The organism is Oerskovia sp. USHLN155 (assembly GCF_037145535.1).
Lineage (GTDB): Bacteria > Actinomycetota > Actinomycetes > Actinomycetales > Cellulomonadaceae > Oerskovia > Oerskovia rustica.
The window spans coordinates 486,395-502,497 of the sequence record NZ_JBBCXG010000001.1 but is presented as its reverse complement, the minus strand read 5'-3'; the positions used below and the strand labels follow the sequence as shown (position 1 = coordinate 502,497).

Annotated in this window: 14 protein-coding genes; 3 read left to right on the top strand and 11 right to left on the bottom strand. The window is 73.5% G+C overall.

The window, feature by feature from the left end:
* Window positions 1-107 precede the first annotated feature (107 nt).
* From rpsO to WFH32_RS02215, 3 genes are all read right to left on the bottom strand, one after another.
* Complete coding sequence (rpsO, locus tag WFH32_RS02225; RefSeq protein WP_030150575.1) at window positions 108-377, bottom strand: 30S ribosomal protein S15; 270 nt, start codon at window positions 375-377, stop codon at window positions 108-110.
* Window positions 378-575: 198 nt separating this feature from the next.
* Window positions 576-1,220, bottom strand: a complete 645-nt coding sequence (locus WFH32_RS02220) for a response regulator transcription factor (RefSeq protein WP_318244020.1) — start codon at window positions 1,218-1,220, stop codon at window positions 576-578.
* The gene (locus tag WFH32_RS02215) at window positions 1,217-2,575 is read right to left on the bottom strand and encodes a sensor histidine kinase (RefSeq protein WP_336706099.1); all 1,359 of its coding nucleotides are present in this window, start codon (window positions 2,573-2,575) and stop codon (window positions 1,217-1,219) included. The genes WFH32_RS02220 and WFH32_RS02215 overlap by 4 nt, the downstream gene beginning before the upstream one ends.
* Before the next feature lie 174 nt (window positions 2,576-2,749).
* On the opposite strand from WFH32_RS02215, the gene WFH32_RS02210 reads away from it, so the two are divergent.
* Window positions 2,750-3,859: an ABC transporter permease gene (locus WFH32_RS02210; protein WP_336706097.1), complete on the top strand. Its 1,110-nt coding sequence runs from the start codon at window positions 2,750-2,752 to the stop codon at window positions 3,857-3,859.
* A gap of 89 nt (window positions 3,860-3,948) precedes the next feature.
* A complete protein-coding gene (locus WFH32_RS02205) occupies window positions 3,949-4,665 on the top strand; it encodes an ABC transporter ATP-binding protein (RefSeq protein ID WP_336706095.1) in 717 nt (238 codons plus the stop codon).
* A gap of 49 nt (window positions 4,666-4,714) precedes the next feature.
* Here the strand turns inward: WFH32_RS02205 and WFH32_RS02200 are convergent, their stop codons facing one another.
* The 6 genes from WFH32_RS02200 to WFH32_RS02175 all read right to left on the bottom strand — a co-directional run bounded on the left by WFH32_RS02200 (window position 4,715) and on the right by WFH32_RS02175 (window position 10,635).
* Window positions 4,715-5,245: a flavodoxin family protein gene (locus WFH32_RS02200; RefSeq protein ID WP_336706093.1), complete on the bottom strand. Its 531-nt coding sequence runs from the start codon at window positions 5,243-5,245 to the stop codon at window positions 4,715-4,717.
* Between the two features lie 122 nt (window positions 5,246-5,367).
* Entirely contained in the window at window positions 5,368-6,951 is a 1,584-nt protein-coding gene (locus tag WFH32_RS02195; protein ID WP_336706091.1) for a DUF6297 family protein, read from the bottom strand.
* A gap of 112 nt (window positions 6,952-7,063) precedes the next feature.
* Window positions 7,064-7,759, bottom strand: coding sequence for an ABC transporter ATP-binding protein (locus WFH32_RS02190; RefSeq protein WP_191795610.1), 696 nt, complete (start codon window positions 7,757-7,759; stop codon window positions 7,064-7,066).
* A gap of 2 nt (window positions 7,760-7,761) precedes the next feature.
* Entirely contained in the window at window positions 7,762-8,802 is a 1,041-nt protein-coding gene (locus tag WFH32_RS02185; RefSeq protein ID WP_336706089.1) for a bifunctional riboflavin kinase/FAD synthetase, read from the bottom strand.
* 149 nt (window positions 8,803-8,951) lie between these two features.
* A complete protein-coding gene (gene truB, locus WFH32_RS02180; RefSeq protein WP_336706088.1) occupies window positions 8,952-9,914 on the bottom strand; it encodes a tRNA pseudouridine(55) synthase TruB in 963 nt (320 codons plus the stop codon).
* A gap of 52 nt (window positions 9,915-9,966) precedes the next feature.
* Complete coding sequence (locus tag WFH32_RS02175) at window positions 9,967-10,635, bottom strand: TetR/AcrR family transcriptional regulator (protein ID WP_225227866.1); 669 nt, start codon at window positions 10,633-10,635, stop codon at window positions 9,967-9,969.
* A gap of 77 nt (window positions 10,636-10,712) precedes the next feature.
* Here WFH32_RS02175 and WFH32_RS02170 point away from each other — a divergent pair, with 77 nt between their 5' ends.
* On the top strand, window positions 10,713-12,215 hold the full coding sequence (locus WFH32_RS02170; RefSeq protein ID WP_336706087.1) for an MFS transporter: 1,503 nt from the start codon (window positions 10,713-10,715) through the stop codon (window positions 12,213-12,215).
* Window positions 12,216-12,496: 281 nt separating this feature from the next.
* Here the strand turns inward: WFH32_RS02170 and rbfA are convergent, their stop codons facing one another.
* Window positions 12,497-12,970 (bottom strand): 30S ribosome-binding factor RbfA, encoded by a 474-nt coding sequence (rbfA, locus tag WFH32_RS02165; RefSeq protein WP_191795606.1) that lies wholly within the window; start codon window positions 12,968-12,970, stop codon window positions 12,497-12,499.
* Between the two features lie 193 nt (window positions 12,971-13,163).
* On the bottom strand, window positions 13,164-16,088 hold the full coding sequence (infB, locus tag WFH32_RS02160; protein ID WP_191795605.1) for a translation initiation factor IF-2: 2,925 nt from the start codon (window positions 16,086-16,088) through the stop codon (window positions 13,164-13,166).
* Window positions 16,089-16,103: the final 15 nt, after the last annotated feature.

Genomic DNA, 16,103 nt, shown 5'->3' with positions numbered 1-16,103 from the left:
AGCCACTACCGAGGACCGAACGAAAGGCTGGCGGCGTGGGTTTTCTTACGGGTGCTTCACACCGGACCAGCCCGGCCCCGTCCGGGGCCGGGCTGAGTCAGGGAATGTCAGCGACGCAGGCCGAGGCGCTCGATGAGGCTGCGGTAGCGGTTGATGTCGACCTTCTGCAGGTAGCCGAGGAGACGGCGACGCTGGCCGACGAGGAGCAGCAGGCCACGACGGCTGTGGTGGTCGTGCTTGTGCTCCTTGAGGTGCTCGGTCAGGTCCTTGATGCGCTGCGTCAGCATCGCGATCTGGACCTCGGGCGAACCGGTGTCGCCCTCGCTCGTGGCGTACTCGGTCATGATGCGCTGCTTGGTGGCAGTGTCGAGGGGCACGGCTCTCCTTGTAGTGTTCGTTGCGCGGCGCGCCAGGGCTTGATCCCTGGGCTCTTCGGCAGGCTTACCAGCCTCCGCGGCCGTTCTGACGGCGCCCATAGTCTAGCAGGGTTGCCCGGGGCACGGCCCTGACCTCGCGGGACGGCGAGCCCGGTACCTGGACGAGCGTACCGGTACGCGCCCACGGGACATCGGGGCTCACTCCCCCAGCAGCCCCCGCCTGCGCGCCTCGGCCACCGCGGCCGTGCGCGAGTCGACCCCGAGCTTCTCGTACACGTGGACCAGGTGGGACTTCACGGTCGCCTTCGACAGGAACAGCCGGCGCGCGACCTCGTCGTTCGAGCACCCCTGCGCGACGAGCCCGAGGACCTCGAGCTCGCGCAGCGACAGCGAGACGCCCGGTGCCCGCATGCGCCCGAGCAGCCGACGCTGCACGCTCGGCCCGAGCGCGACCTGCCCACCCGCCGCCGCGCGGATCGCGGCGGTCAGCTCGTCGGTCGGCGCGTCCTTGAGCAGGTAGCCGATGGCGCCGGCCTCGATCGCCGCGAGGATCTCCTGGTCGGAGTCGTAGGTCGTGAGGATCAGGACGGGCGGGCCGCCCAGGCGCGTGACCTCGCGCGCGGCCTGCGCACCGCCCATGCGCCCCTCGCCGAAGCGCAGGTCGAGCAGCACGACGTCGGCCTCGAGCCCGGCCCCGACCCGGCGCACGAGCTCCTCGGCCGTCGCGAGCTCGTCCACCACCTCCATGTCCCCCTCGGCGTCGACGACGGCCCGCAGGCCCGCGCGGACCACGGGGTGGTCGTCGGTCAGGACGACGCGGACGGTCGCCGGTCCTTGTGTCACCGAGTCTCCTGGGGGTCGAGCGGAAGGTGGACCGCGAGCGCCGTCCCGGCGCCCGGCTCGGTCTCGAGAGAGAACGTGCCGCCGAGCTCGGCGACGCGCGAGCGCATCGCGGTCAGGCCGAACCCTGAGCGAGGCGGGGGCGTCGCCGCTCCTGTCGCGCCGTCGCCACGCTCCTCCTGCCCGACGGCGGAGCCCCCGTCCGCGCCCGGGCGCGGTCCGGGGAGCGCGAGCGGGTCGAACCCGCGACCGTCGTCGACCACGTCGAGCGCCACGGCGTCCCCGAGGAAGCTGAGCGTGACCGCGGCCCGCGAGGCTCCCGCGTGCTGGACGACGTTGGCGAGAGCCGACTGCGCGATCCGCAGCAGCGCGGTCTCGACGGGCACGGGCAGCGGACGAGGTCGCCCGGACACGTCGACGGTCACGCGCAGGTCGTCGCCCGAGGCCAGCGCCGTGCGCTCGGCGACGCGCTCGAGCGCCCCGACCAGGGTCGCCGACTCGAGGTCCGCGGGTGCGAGGTCGCGCACGAAGCGCCGGGCCTCGGCGAGGTTCTGCTGCGCGGCGACCCGTGACCGGGTGACGTAGCCGCGCGCGGTGCGTGCCGCCGTCGGGCCGGGGGCTCCCTCGGCGAACGCTCCCGGCGCCTCGACCTCCGCCAGGGCCGTGTCCGCAGCGCGCAGCAGCAGCTCGATCGACGAGAAGCCCTGTGCGAGCGTGTCGTGGATCTCGCGCGCGAGGCGCTCGCGCTCGGTCGCGACCGCAGCCTCGCGCTCGGAGACCGCGAGGTCCGCGCGCGTGCGGACCAGGTCGTCGATGAGCTCCTGGCGGCCCTGCGACTCGCGCACGATCGTCTCGAAGCCGAGGACGACGGCGATCGCGACGAGGCCGCCGAACGTCGGGCCCAGGATCGAGCCCACGAGCTGCTGCCCGCCCAGGATCGCTCCGCCGATCGCGCACGCCGTGGTCGCGGCCACGGCCACGATCCCGCGGCGCGGGCCGAGGACGTGCATCTCGAGGAACATGAGCGGGAACGCGATCCACAGCGCGACCGGGGTCAGGAGCAGCAGGAGGGCCCACCCCACGATCAGCGCCGCGACCCACGCTCCCGTGGGCCACCAGGCGCCGCGCGGGGCGTCGACCGCGGTGTCGCGCACGTTGATCCGCGAGCGCCCCACGCCGTAGACGAGCAGGAGTCCCAGGCCGCACGCGAGCGCGCCCCACGCCCCGGCGTCCAGTCCCCCGTCGCTCAGGGCCTCGGCCCAGCGGGAGCCGACCGCGAGCCCGACGAGGGCCACCAGGAGCACGTCGAGCGCGATCTGGAGCCCGAGGGCGGCGGAGATCACGGCGCGAGGCTTCACATCGCCACCCTAGCGACGCGGCGGGCGCGCCGTGCCGCGCGCGATCCATCGAAAGGTTGATCCTCGGACCCACCCTGCGGCCACCGGAGAGCATCCACGGGCCCGATCCGCGCGAGCCCCTCCGGCGGGAGGCTGGACGCAGATCGATTCCACGCCAACCACCGGAGGCTCTTGATGTTCGTCGCGCTGCGCGACCTGCGCTTCGCCCGGGGACGCTTCGTCCTCATGTCCACCGTCATCGTCCTCATCACGTTCCTCGTGGGCTTCCTGGCCTCGCTGACCGCGGGACTGGCCCGCGCGAGCACCTCGGGCATCACCGACCTCCCGGTCGACAGCCTCGCGTTCACCGTCACCGGGGATGCGAAGCCCTCCTTCACCGAGTCCCAGGTCGACGCCGCGCAGTGGGACGCGTTCGCCGCTGTGGACGGTGTCTCCTCGGCCGAACCTCTCGGGATCGCGACGACGCGCGCGTCGGTCACCGCAGGCGCCGACGGCGAGGCAGGCACCACCGCCGCCGTCACCGCGTTCGGCTCGCGCCCCGGCTCGGGCCTCGTGCCCGACGGCGCCGAGGCCGCCCCCGGGACCGTGCTGCTGTCGAGCGGCGCGGCCGACGACCTGGGCGCCCAGAAGGGCGACGAGGTCGCCCTGGGCTCGCTGACCCTGACCGTCGCGGGCGTGCTCGACACACAGGCCGACTTCTCGCACACACCCGTCGTCTGGATGGACCTGACCGACTGGCAGACCGTCGGAGCCCGCGGCGGCGGCGCGTCCGGTGACGAGGTCGCGACCGTCGTCGCCATCACCGGGGACCCCAGCGACTCCGCCCTCGCCGCAGCCGAGTCCGAGACCGGCACCGCGACCCTGACCCCGATGGGCGCCCGCGCCGCGGTCAGCTCGTTCTCGGCCGAGAACATGTCCCTCACGATGATGCAGGGATTCCTGCTCGCGATCTCCGCCCTCGTCGTGGGCGCGTTCTTCACCGTGTGGACCATCAACCGGGCCGGCGACGTCGCGGTGCTCAAGGCGCTCGGCGCCTCGACCTCCTACCTGCTGCGCGACGCGATCGGCCAGGCGCTCGTCCTGCTCGTGCTCGGCGTCGGCATCGGGACCGCGCTCGCAGCCGGGGCCGGGGCGCTTGCAGCCCAGGTCATGCCCGTCGTCGTCTCCCCCGCCACGACCCTCCTGCCCGCGCTCGTCCTCGTGGTCCTCGGGACCGTCGGCGCCGTCGCGGCGATCCTGCGGATCACGCGCATCGACCCGCACGCGGCGCTCGCGGCCCGCTGAGGCGTCCGCCTGCTCGCCGCTCCTGCGGCGGGGTTGGCGCTCGCGACCGCTCCCCCTTGCTCCTGAAAGCTGCTCCTGAAAGGCACACCATGGACCTCACCCTCGACCACGTCACCCTCGTCTACCCCGACGGCGAGTCGACCGTCACCGCGGTCGACGACGTCTCCCTGACCGTCCCCGCCGGGACCACGACCGCGGTGCTCGGCCCGTCGGGTTCGGGCAAGTCGAGCCTGCTCGCAGTGGCGGCGACCCTCACGACCCCGACGTCCGGGGAGGTGCGCATCGGCGACGACGTCGTCAACGCGCCGGCGTCGTCAGCTGGTTCGGCCGTGTCCTCGAACGCGGCGCGGCTGCGGCGCGACCGGATCGGGATCGTCTTCCAGCAGCCGCAGCTCATCGCGTCGCTCACGGCGCTCGAGAACCTCGAGCTCATGAGCCACCTGCGCGGCGAGCGGCCCTCGGCGCACCGTGACCGGGCGCTCGAGCTGCTCGACGCCGTCGGGCTCCGGGACGTGGCCGCCAAGCGACCCGGCCAGCTCTCCGGCGGTCAGCGCCAGCGCGTCGCGATCGCCCGGGCCCTCATGAACCACCCCGAGGTCCTGCTGGTCGACGAGCCGACCTCGGCGCTCGACCACGAACGCGGCGTCCAGATCATCGAGCTCGTCACCCGGCTCACCCGGGAGACGGGCGCCGCGACCATCGTCGTGACCCACGACGAGGCCACGCTCGACACGGTCGACGCACGCGTGCACCTGGCGGACGGGCGGCTCCTGGAGGCGGACGAGGTGGCGACGCTCGGGGCCTGACCCGGCATCGGCGGACCGGGGCGTGGCGTCTCGACGTGGAGGCGCCGCCTCAGGACAAGCTCTGCCGGGCGAGCAGCGCCGTCCGGCCGAGCTCACGCCCCCACTCGCGCGCCCGCTCGACCTCGCCCGGGCACAGCGGTCCTTCCATGCCCTCCACGTAGAAGGAGTGCGGGGAGTCGGCAGGCGAGAGCCCGCGCCGGCGAACCACCCGGTCGGCTGCTCGGGCAGCGCTGCCCGGAAGGTGCTTGACGGACTTCACGCGGGTGTCGAACGTCGCGCCGAACCGCCCGGAGGCGTCGTCGACCAGGGCGTCGAGCCATTCGCGGATGCCCCGTTCGACGGTCGGGCTCCCCGGGCGCCGACCGGCCGCCTCCTCGCGTGAGGCCAGTCGTGACATGCCGAAGGCGTGCGTGGGTCCGCCGACCACGATGAGGTCTGCCCCCAGGACGTCGTCGGCCGGCGCTGTCGCGGACACCTCGACCGTCCGCACGGCCACCTGCTCGGACAGCCCTTCGGCCACCGCCCGCGCGATCTCGGCGGTGTTCCCGAACATCGACTCGTAGATCACGACTGCTTCCATGGCTCCCACTCCTGTCGTCAGGACCAGGTTGCTCGCGGAGCACCACCACCGCCAGTATCTTTGGTCCGGACGCCACGGGTCCTTCGACCCGGTCTGCCACGGTCCGCCTCGGCCAGCCCCGGTCAGCCCAGCAGCGGCTTGGCCCCCGTGGCCCGCACGTGCGAGGCCACGGCCAGCGCGATCCACACCGCGATCCCCTGGAACAGGACGAGGGTCAGGGTGGGCGCGCCCACGAGGAGGCAGATACCGAGCGGGATCGCGCTCAGCACGGCGACGTCGGGCCCCTGGGCGATCATCGACGCCGCGCCGGTCGGCAGCGCACCGGCGGGGGTCGCCACGAGCGGGCCGGACCAGTTCGGTGGCTTGCGGTAGGCGCCGCGGATCGCTGCCGCGCCCATGCCGACCGCGACGACGACCACCAGGGCGAACCACAGCCACTCCCCCGTGCCCAGCACCAGCGGCACGATCCCCACCACGAGCGCGAGGAGCGCGGTCAGCGTCGGCACGACGGTGCGGGCGAGCCGCGCGTCGCGCGCGGAGAGCGGCATCATCGCGTCGAGCGCGGGCACCATCTCCGCGGTGCGCGCGCCCTCGGCGCCGAGCTGGGCACCCCTGAACCCCGCGACCACGAGCAGGACGAACAACCCGAACCCGCCCTCGAACGCAGGGACCTGCTGGGCCACGATCACGAGCGCCGTGAGTCCCACGAGCTGGGCGACGGCCGACGGGCTGCGCCGCAGGAGCGTGAGGTCGGCAGCGACGAGCGCAGAGACCGGCCCTCGGACGGTCGCGAAGCGTGAGGCCCTGCGGGCCCTGCCGCCGCGGGTCGAGCCCGCGCGGCTCAGCGCACGGCCGAGCTCTCGCGTGTCGAGCGACAGGATCGCTCCGCCCGCCTGGTCGGCGACCGCGCTCTGCGTGCGCAGGACCTGCGCCCCGAGCGCCTCGAGCCGTCGCCACCACACGACCGCGAGGGCCAGCGCACCGGCTCCGACGACGACGACCACCCACGGGGGGACCGACAGCTCGCGCAGGTCGGACCAGCCCGCCGCCACGAGCACGACGCCGGCGACCGGGACCGCGGCGATGAGCACGTCACTCACCCGCGCGACCGTCGCGGCCACACGGGTCCGCGGCTGGATGAGCCCGGCGAGCCCCACGAGCAGCAGGCCCGCCGCGCCGCCGAGGGCCGCGCTGCGCCCGGCCACACCCGGGTCGGCACCGGAGGCGAGCGCGATCGCCGCGAGCCCTCCTGCGCCGACGACGACCGCGACCGCGACCCCGCGCCAGTACGACGGCGTGAGCAGGCCGCGCCGGTCGACGGGCATCGGGACCCACCAGCGCACGCCCGCGCTGCCCGTCCCGAGCGGCCCCAGCCGCACGGCCATGCCCGTCATGAGGGCCAGGAGCGCGACCGACGCGAGGGCCTGGATCGTGGCTGCCGTCAGGACCGGGGCACGCCCGTCGACGGGGTCGACGAAGATCGTCTCGCGGAGCACGTTCGCTGCACCGATCACGAAGCCGATCGAGATCGCGATCGACACCACGACGTAGGCGACGTTGCCGAGCAGCTCGCCGGGGCCCGCGTCGGCCCGTGAGGCCGTGACGCGTGCGGTGAGGCGCCGGATCTCCCGGCCGGAGAACTCCTCGTCCGGGTCGGCGACGAGCAGCGGCAAGGGAGCGTGCTCGACCACGGGCTCAGGCGTCACGGGTTCGGGCGCGGCGGGACCGCCCGGTGCAGCCGCGGCGTCGCGGGATCCCGGCTTCGCGCCGTGCGGGCGCTTTCTGCCCCTGCCCTGCGCCGCGTTCATCGCCGCGTCCTCAACGGACCTGGGCGAGCGCGGTGAGCGCGGCCTGGTGCCCGAGGCGCACGCACTCGTCGTCGCCGACGAGCAGCCCGCGGGCCCCGGTACGCTCGACGAGGTCGGGGTCGTGGGTCGCGAACACGACGGCGGCTCCGCGCCCGGCCTCCTCGACGAGGATCCGTGCGAGGTCGGCGCGCATGCCGGGGTCGAGGCGTTGTTCGGGCTCGTCGAGCACGAGGACCTCGCGGGGACGGGCGAACCCGGCCGCGAGCAGGAGACGTCGGCGCTGCCCCGAGGACAGCTCGGTCGGCATGGCTCCCGACTGCTCGCTCAGGCCGAAGCGGTCGAGGAGCTGGTCGACGACCTCGCCCGCCCCGGCGACGCCGTGGCCGCGCGCGGTCAGGACGAGGTGCTCACGGGCCGTGAGCCCGGGGAAGTAGGCGTCGTCGTCGAGGATACCGACGACCTTGGCGCGGAAGTCACGCTCGCGCTCGTCGACGTCCCGGCCGAACGCCAGGACCTTGCCCGACAACGGGGCGAGCACGCCCAGGAGCGCGCGCAGGAGCGTCGACTTGCCGCTGCCGTTGGGCCCGATGATCGCCCACAGCTCACCGGGGCGGACGGCCAGGTCGACGGGCGCGCACACGGGCGCCTCGGCGTACCCGACGCGCAGGGCTCGGGTCTCCAGGACGGGCTGCTTCTTGACCGACACGACTACTCCTCCGCCTCGGCCGGCGACACGTCCGGGTCCGGCCCGGCCGACCCCGCACCCGAGGCGAGGATCGCGCGGGCGCGCGCGACGTCGTCGTGCATGGTCTCCACGAGCGCCTCGATGCCGTCGAAGCGCAACGTGGGGCGCAGGTGCTCGACGAACTCCAGGACGACCTCCTCGTCGTACAGGTCGAGGTCGGTGCGGTCCAGGACGTAGGCCTCGACGCGGCGCTCGACGCCGTCGAACGTGGGGTTGGTGCCGATCGAGATGGCCGCGGGCAGCACGCCGTCGCAGTTCCCGGGCGCCGCCGCGAGGAGCTGGGGGCGACGCAGCCAGCCCGCGTACACGCCGTCGGCCGGGACCATGCCGGTGATCGCACCCAGGTTCGCGGTGGGGAACCCGAGCTCGCGGCCGCGCGCGTCGCCGTGGACCACGACGCCGCGCAGGCGGTGGTGCCGTCCCAGCAGCGCCGCGGCCTCGCGGACCTTGCCGTCCGTGAGCAGGCCGCGGATCTCGGTCGAGGACCAGCGCCCGCTGGGCACGCCGGCGTCCACGGCGACCGACGCGACCGTCCCGACGTCGTCGATCGCGCGGACCTCGAAGCCGTGCGTCCGGCCGAGCTCGATCATGGTCGCCAGGTTGCCCGCGTTGTCGCGCCCGAAGCGCACGTCGTGCCCCACGACGACCGTTCGGGCGCCCAGACCCTCGACGAGGTAGGTCCGCACGAACTCCTCGGGCGTCTGCTGCGCGAAGTCGAGCGTGTACTCGACGAGCAGCACCGCGTCGAGGCCCGTGGCCTCCAGCAGCTCCATGCGGTCGGCGATCCCGGTCAGGAGCTCGGGCGCCTGCTCGGGCCGGTGGACCGTCGCAGGGTGCGGGTGGAAGGTCACGGCGACCGCCTCGGAGCCGGACTCCCGGGCGAGGGACACGATGCGGCCGAGCACCTCGGCATGGCCGCGGTGGACGCCGTCGAAGTTGCCGATCGTCACGACCGACGGTCCGAATCCCGGCGGAACCTGGTCCAGGTCCGTCCACAGGTGCACGCGTACTCCTCGAGATATGTGTGAGGCGGGTCCGCTCAGGAGGCCCGACGACGGCGCGCACCCACGGCGCGCCTGGTCAAGGTTGCCACGACTCGGCCCCGGGTTCCCCATCGAACCGGACTGCGGTCGCCCGCTGTCCGCGCTCGTGCTCACGCCGGGGCGAAGACGATCACCGGCTTGGCCTTGTGCCTTCCCTCGCGCACCACGTTCTCGAGCAGCGCGACGAGGGAGCCGTCGTCACCGATCGCGGCCGTCGTGGCGTCCTGCGCGGACGGGTCGATCCACTTGCCGTAGGACAGCGCGGTGCGCTCCTCGGGCGTCAGGTCGCGCGCCGGGAACGTCGCGCGGGCCGCAGCGGCGAGCGGGAGCGTCGCGAGGACGCCGTCGCGCTCGACCTGCGCCTCGAGCTCGTCGAGCGTCGAGGCCCCGTCGAGCGCGTAGCCGCCCACGCGGGTGCGGCGCAGCACCGTGAGGTGTCCCCCGACGCCGAGGCCCGCACCCAGGTCGCGGGCGAGCGCCCGGACGTAGGTCCCCGAGGAGCACACGACCGTGACGTCGACGTCGAACGCGGGGACGTCGTCGGGCTCCACGGCCGGGACCGGTCGCACGTCGTGGACGTCGAAGCGCGAGATCGTCACCGGGCGGGCTGCGAGCTCGACCTGCTCGCCCGAGCGTACGAGCGCGTACGCGCGCTGCCCGTCGACCTTGATCGCCGACACCGAGCTCGGCACCTGCTCGATGGGGCCGGTCAGGAGCGCGACGCCCGCGTCGATCGCCTCGCGCGTGACGGCCGAGGCGTCCGTGCGTGAGGTGGTCTCGCCCTCGGCGTCGTCCGTCGTGGTGGCGGCGCCCAGGCGGATCGTCGCCGTGTACTCCTTGTCCGCACCCACGACGTACGTCAGGAGCTTGGTCGCGCGCCCGATCCCCAGGACCAGGACGCCCGTCGCCATGGGGTCGAGCGTGCCCGCGTGGCCCACCTTGCGGGTCCCCGCGAGCCGACGCAGGCGGCTCACCACGTCGTGGCTCGTGAGGCCCTGGGGCTTGTCGACGACCACGAGGCCGTCGGGGGCGGTGGGGCGGCGCTCGCGCACCGGCTTCTGGTCGTGCGTCATCGTGGTCCTCGTGCTCGGGGGTCGGAAAGAGAGGGCGTGCGGGTGGGTCGCGTCAGCGCCGGGAGGACTCCGGCCGCGGCGCGGCCCGGCCCGTGTCCGGTGCCTCCTGGGCGGCCGGGTCGACCGCGGGCAGCGCGTCGCCGAACGCGCAGAGCATGAGCTCGGCCAGGCGCGGGTCGTCCCCGAAGTGCTCGGGGGCGCCGATCGCGAGGAGGGTGTTGAGCAGCATGCCCTGGGCGAGGAAGTCGCGCGCCTGCTCGAGCGTGCCGCCCGTGCGGTCCTGGTAGATCTCGAAGATCTGGACGAAGATCTCGCGCGAGCGTGCCCCGAAGACCGGGTCCGCCCCGGCCGCGAAGCCGTGCATCAGGACGAGCAGGAGGTTGCGGTCGCCCAGGAGGCGGACGTAGGCCGCGCCGAGCTCGGCAGAGGCCTCAGTGCCTCGGGGCACCTGCGAGAAGGCCCCGACGATGCGCCTGCCGATGCGGTCGAACACCTCGGCGAAGAGCTCGTGCTTGGTGCCGAACATCCGCACGACGTAGGGCTGGGAGACTCCTGCGGCTCGGGCGACCTGGTCGGTGCTGGTCCCTGCGTAGCCGCCCGCGGCGAACACCGCGGTCGCCGCGTCGAGGATCTGCTCGCGGCGCTCGTCGCGCGACATGCGGCGCGTCGGCTCCCCCGCCTCGACGGACGGGGCCCGCTCGGAACTGGTGGCGCTCTCCATGTTGACAAGGTTATCAGTTGATAACTAGCGTCGGAATCCTAGTAATCATCCGATGCTTACCTCACCGAGGAGTTCTCATGTCCACGACCGCCCCACCCGACCGGCCCCCCACCCTCGACACCGCTGCCGCCGCCGGCACCGCCCTCCCCGCAGGCCTCACCACCGCGATCGACGACGCGCGAACCCCCGGTGCGCGCCGCCGACGGCCCCTCGCGCTGGTCCTGGTCGCGGCCTCGCTGCCCATGTTCATGGCCACGCTCGACAACCTCGTCGTCACCGGAGCCCTGCCCGTGATCGCCCGGGCCCTGCGGCCGAGCGTCGAGCAGCTCCAGTGGTTCGTCAACGCCTACACGCTCGCGTTCGCGACCCTCATGCTCGTCGCCGCCTCGCTCGGCGACCGGTTCGGACGGCGCCGCGTCTTCGTCGTCGGGATCGCCGTGTTCACGCTCGCGTCGGTCGCGTGCGCGCTCGCCGACACCCCCTCCGCACTCATCGCGGCCCGTGCGGTCCAGGGCGCTGGCGCGGCAGCGATCATGCCGCTGTCCCTCGCCCTCATCGCCGACGCCGTGCCGCGCGCCAGGCGAGCGCTCGCGATCGGGATCTGGGGCGGCGTCTCGGGCCTGGGCGTCGCGCTCGGGCCGCTCGTGGGCGGCGCGGTCGTCGAGGGCATGAGCTGGGAGGCCATCTTCTGGATCAACGTGCCCGTCGCGCTCGTCGCGGTCCCGCTCGTGTTCGTCGCGCTGCGCGAGTCGTTCGGCCACCGCGGACCGATCGACCTCGTGGGCCTCGCGCTCGCCGGGACCGGCGTCTTCGCGGGGGTCTGGGGCATCGTCCGCGGCAACGAGGACGGCTGGACGTCCGCCGTCGTGCTCTCGCTGCTCGCCGCGTCCGTCCTCCTGCTCGCGGCCTTCGTCGCCTGGGAGCAGCGTCTCGCCCGCCTCGGCGGCTCACCGCTCGTCCCCCTGCGCCTGTTCCGCTCGCGCAGCTTCGCGGTCGCGAACGTGTCCGGCTTCGCGTTCTCGCTCGGCATGTTCGGCGCGGTGTTCCTGCTCATCCAGTACTTCCAGATCGCCGAGGGCCTCTCCCCGCTCGAGGCAGGGGTCCGCACGCTCCCCTGGACGGCGGCCCCCATGCTCGTGGCCCCGCTCGCGGGCATGCTCGCGCCGCGCCTGGGCATCCGCACCCTGCTCGTGACGGGTCTGACCCTCCAGACCCTCGCGCTCGCCTGGCTCGCTCTCGTGTCCTCGGGCGCGACGTACGCCGAGCTCGTCCCGGCCTTCGTGCTCGCGGGCGTCGGCATGGGCCTGACGTTCGCGCCGAGCGCGACCGCCGTCCTCGTCGACATGGACGAGTCCGACAACGCGACCGCGAGCTCGACCAACTCGACCGTGCGCGAGGTGGGCGTAGCGCTGGGCGTCGCGGTCCTGGTCGCGGTCTTCCAGGCCGCCGGCGGGGCCTTGACCCCGGACCTGTTCACGGAGGGCCTGCCCGCGGCGCTCTGGGTCGGCGCGGCGAGCGTGGGAGTGGGCGCGATCGCGGCGACGTTCCTCCCCCGCCGCTCCGCCCGCCCGACGGCGTAGCGCGCGGCCGGGCCGCCACGTCGCCGGCGGCGGCCGGAACCCCCTCGAGTGTGCAGTTCGGGTCGTCACCGGCGCCCGACGACGACCACAGCTGCACACTCGACGTGCGGCAAGGCGGCGGACCGCTGCCCAGCCCCAGGGCAGCAGGATCCCGTCCCGGTCCGGGTCCGGCGAGCGCCGGATCCGCACAGCGGAACGGCCGGTCCCCTGAGGGACCGGCCGTTCCGTGTGCTCGTGGTGCAGCACCCACCCGATCGCTCGGAGGGTGCGGGTGCTCGCCGTCAGGCGGGCGCGACCTCGTCGGAGTCTGCGGACCCGTCGGCCTCGGCCGCGTCGTCAGCAGGCTTCTTGTACGGGTCGGCGTCGCCGGCGTACGTGGCCTTCTCGCGCAGCGCGGCGAGCTCGGCGTCGCGACGTGCCGCCTCGTGGAGGGCGACGTCGAGGTGGGCCGCGGTGTCCGGCACCGAGTCGAGGTGGAACTCGAGCGTCGGCGTGAGCCGGATACCGGTCTGCTTGCCGACCTCGGAGCGGATGATCCCCTTGGCGCTCTCGAGCGCCGCGGCGGTCCCTGCCCGCTCCTCGTCGTTGCCGTAGACCGTGTAGAACACCGAGGCGTTCTGCAGGTCACCGGTCACGCGCACGTCGGTGATGGTCACGAACCCGAGACGGGGGTCCTTGATCCGGGTGTCGAGCATCTGCGCCACGATGACCTTGATGCGGTCAGCGAGCTTCCGAGCCCTGGGCTTGTCGACCATGGTCCAGTCCTTTCATCAGGGTGAGCCCCCGGGGTTTCAGCCCGCGGTGGGCCCCTTCGGGCGACGTGCGTGAACGAACAGCTCCGCCGACGCCGTCCGCGAGGTGTGGCGGGTCGTGGTGGGTCTGGCACGGGCCGCCAGGCCCGCGGTAGACCCGCCACACCTCACGGGTAGGCGTCAGCGGAGAGGTACGTCAGCTACGCGGCTTCTCCCGCATCTCGAACGTCTCGATCGTGTCGCCGATCTGCAGGTCGTTGAACGACCCGAGGCCGATACCGCACTCGAAGCCCTCGCGGACCTCCGTGGCGTCGTCCTTGAACCGCTTGAGCGACTCGACCGTGAGGTTGTCGCCGATGACGGCTCCCCCACGCAGGACACGGGCCTTGGAGTTCCGTCGGATCTCGCCCGAGCGGACGATCGAACCGGCGATGTTCCCGAACTTGGAGGAACGGAAGACCTCGCGGATCTCGGCGGTGCCGAGCTGCGCCTCTTCGTACTCGGGCTTGAGCATGCCCTTGAGCGCAGCCTCGACGTCGTCGATCGCCTGGTAGATGATCGAGTAGAACCGGACGTCGACGCCCTCGCGCTCCGCCAGAGCCTCGACGCGCTCGCCGTACTTGACGTTGAACCCGATGATGATCGCGTTGTCCACGGTCGCCAGGTTGACGTCGTTCTGGGTGATCGCACCGACGCCGCGGTGGATGATGCGCAGCTGGACCTCGTCGCCGACGTCGATCTGCAGCAGCGCGTCCTCGAGTGCCTCGACGGCACCCGACACGTCGCCCTTGAGGACCAGGTTGAGGGTCTCGACCTTGCCCTGCTCGAGCGCCTGGGCGAAGTCCTCGAGGCTGACGCGCTTGCGGCGCTTGGCCAGGAGGGCTGCACGCTCGGCGGCCTCGCGCTTCTCGGCGATCTGACGAGCGGTGCGCTCGTCGGGTGCCACGAGGAACGTGTCACCGGCGCTGGGCACGGACGCGAGCCCGAGCACCATGACGGGGCGGGCGGGGCCTGCCTCGGTGACGTTGTTGCCGTGCTCGTCGAACATCGCACGGACGCGGCCGTGGGCGGTGCCCGCGACGATCGCGTCTCCGACGTGGAGCGTGCCGGACTGGACCAGGACGGTCGCGACGGCGCCGCGGCCCTTGTCGAGGTTCGCCTCGATGGCGACGCCTCGTGCGTCCTTGTCCGGGTTGGCGCGCAGGTCGAGCGAGGCGTCCGCCGTGAGGAGGACGGCCTCGAGCAGCGCGTCGATGCCCATGTTCTGCTTCGCGGACACGTCGACGAACATGGTGTCGCCGCCGTACTCCTCGGCCACCAGGTTGTACTCGGTGAGCTGCTGGCGGATCTTGGCCGGGTTCGCCGACTCCTTGTCCACCTTGTTCACCGCGACGACGATCGGCACGCCGGCCGACTGCGCGTGGTTCAGCGCCTCGACCGTCTGGGGCATGACGCCGTCGTCGGCCGCGACCACGAGGATCGCGATGTCGGTGACCTGGGCACCACGGGCACGCATGGCGGTGAACGCCTCGTGACCCGGGGTGTCGATGAACGTGATGGGACGCTCGACGCCCTCGTGCTCGTGACGGACCTGGTAGGCACCGATGTGCTGGGTGATGCCGCCGGCCTCGCCCGAGATGACGTCGGTCTGACGGATCGCGTCGAGCAGTCGCGTCTTACCGTGGTCGACGTGGCCCATGACCGTGACGACGGGCGGACGAGCCTGGAGCTCGTCGTCGCCCTCGCCCTCGAGCTCGGCATCGAGGTCGATGTCGAAGGCACCGAGGAGCTCGCGGTCCTCTTCCTCCGCCGAGACCATCTCGATGACGTAGCCGAGCTCTGCCGCGAGCGAACCGAACGTGTCCTCGTCGAGGGACTGCGTGGCGGTCGCCATCTCACCGAGGTGGAACAGCACCGTCACGAGGCTCGCGGGGTTCGCGTCGATCTTGTCGGCGAAGTCGTTGAGCGAGGATCCGTGACGCAGGCGCACCACGGTCGAGCCGTTCCCACGGGGAACCTGCACGCCACCCAGCGAGGGGGCCTGCATCTGCTCGAACTCCTGGCGCTTCGCCCGCTTCGACTTGCGCCCACGGACGGGGCGCCCTCCGGCACGACCGAACGCACCCTGCGTGCTGCCACGACCGGCACCACCACGACCGCCACCACCGGGGCGACCGGCGAAGCCGCCGCCACCACCGGGAGCGCCACCGCCGCCGGGGCCGCCACCGGCGCCGCCGGGACGACCGGCGAAGCCGCCGCGACCGCCACCTGCACCGCCGCCACCGCCCGGACGACCGCCGGGAGCAGGACGGTCACCGGGGCGACCGATCGAGGTACGACCCGGCATCATGCCCGGGTTGGGGCGAGGTGCACCAGGACGCGGGGCGGGACGAGGACCACCGGGACGGGGTCCGCCGGAACGCTCCGTGCTGCCTGCTGCGGGGTTCGCGTTGGCCGCGGGGTCCGCGGCGCGCTCCGGACGCGCACCGGGCCGGGGCATGCCCTGGCTCGAGGCGAACGGGTTGTTGCCCGGGCGCGGGGAGCCGGAACGCGGCATGCCCTGGCTCGAGGCGAACGGGTTGTTGCCCGGGCGCGGGGCGCCAGGACGTGCGCCACCAGCGGACCCACCGGGGCGGGCTGCTGCGGGACGCGGGCCGGGCGCGGGGGCGTTGCCGCCACCGGCCGGCTTGGGCGATGCCGACGGCTTGCGCTCGGCGGCCGGCGCGGGCGCCGGTGCTGCGGGCTTCTTGGCCTCGGCAGCAGGCTCGACGAACGCGGGGCTCGCCGCGGCCTCCTTGGCGGGGGCCGGTGCGGGAGCCTTGGGTGCGGCGGGCGCCGGGGCTGCGGGGGCAGCCGGAGCCGGAGCAGCAGGCGCCGGGGCGGCCTCTGCTGCGGGCACGGGCTTGGGGGCCGCCGGACGTGCCGGCGCGGGCTTGGCGGGAGCGCTTGCGCTCTCCGTGCCACCGGCCGGGAAGGTGTCGCGCAGCTTGCGGACGACCGGCGGTTCGATGGTCGAGGATGCCGAGCGGACGAACTCACCGAGTTCCGTCAGCTTGGTCATGATGGTCTTGCTCTCCACCCCGAGCTCCTTAGCGAGCTCGTAGACGCGGACCTTTGCCACAACTCTCCTGTCTCG

What these genes read in the sequence shown, in the direction of transcription:
- WFH32_RS02210 (WP_336706097.1), top strand. Translation starts at nt 2,750, where the DNA reads ATGTTCGTCGCGCTGCGCGACCTGCGCTTCGCCCGGGGACGCTTCGTC.
- WFH32_RS02205 (WP_336706095.1), top strand. Translation starts at nt 3,949, where the DNA reads ATGGACCTCACCCTCGACCACGTCACCCTCGTCTACCCCGACGGCGAG.
- WFH32_RS02200 (WP_336706093.1), bottom strand. Translation starts at nt 5,245, where the DNA reads ATGGAAGCAGTCGTGATCTACGAGTCGATGTTCGGGAACACCGCCGAG.
- truB (WP_336706088.1), bottom strand. Translation starts at nt 9,914, where the DNA reads ATGACGCACGACCAGAAGCCGGTGCGCGAGCGCCGCCCCACCGCCCCC.
- WFH32_RS02175 (WP_225227866.1), bottom strand. Translation starts at nt 10,635, where the DNA reads ATGGAGAGCGCCACCAGTTCCGAGCGGGCCCCGTCCGTCGAGGCGGGG.
- WFH32_RS02170 (WP_336706087.1), top strand. Translation starts at nt 10,713, where the DNA reads ATGTCCACGACCGCCCCACCCGACCGGCCCCCCACCCTCGACACCGCT.
- rbfA (WP_191795606.1), bottom strand. Translation starts at nt 12,970, where the DNA reads ATGGTCGACAAGCCCAGGGCTCGGAAGCTCGCTGACCGCATCAAGGTC.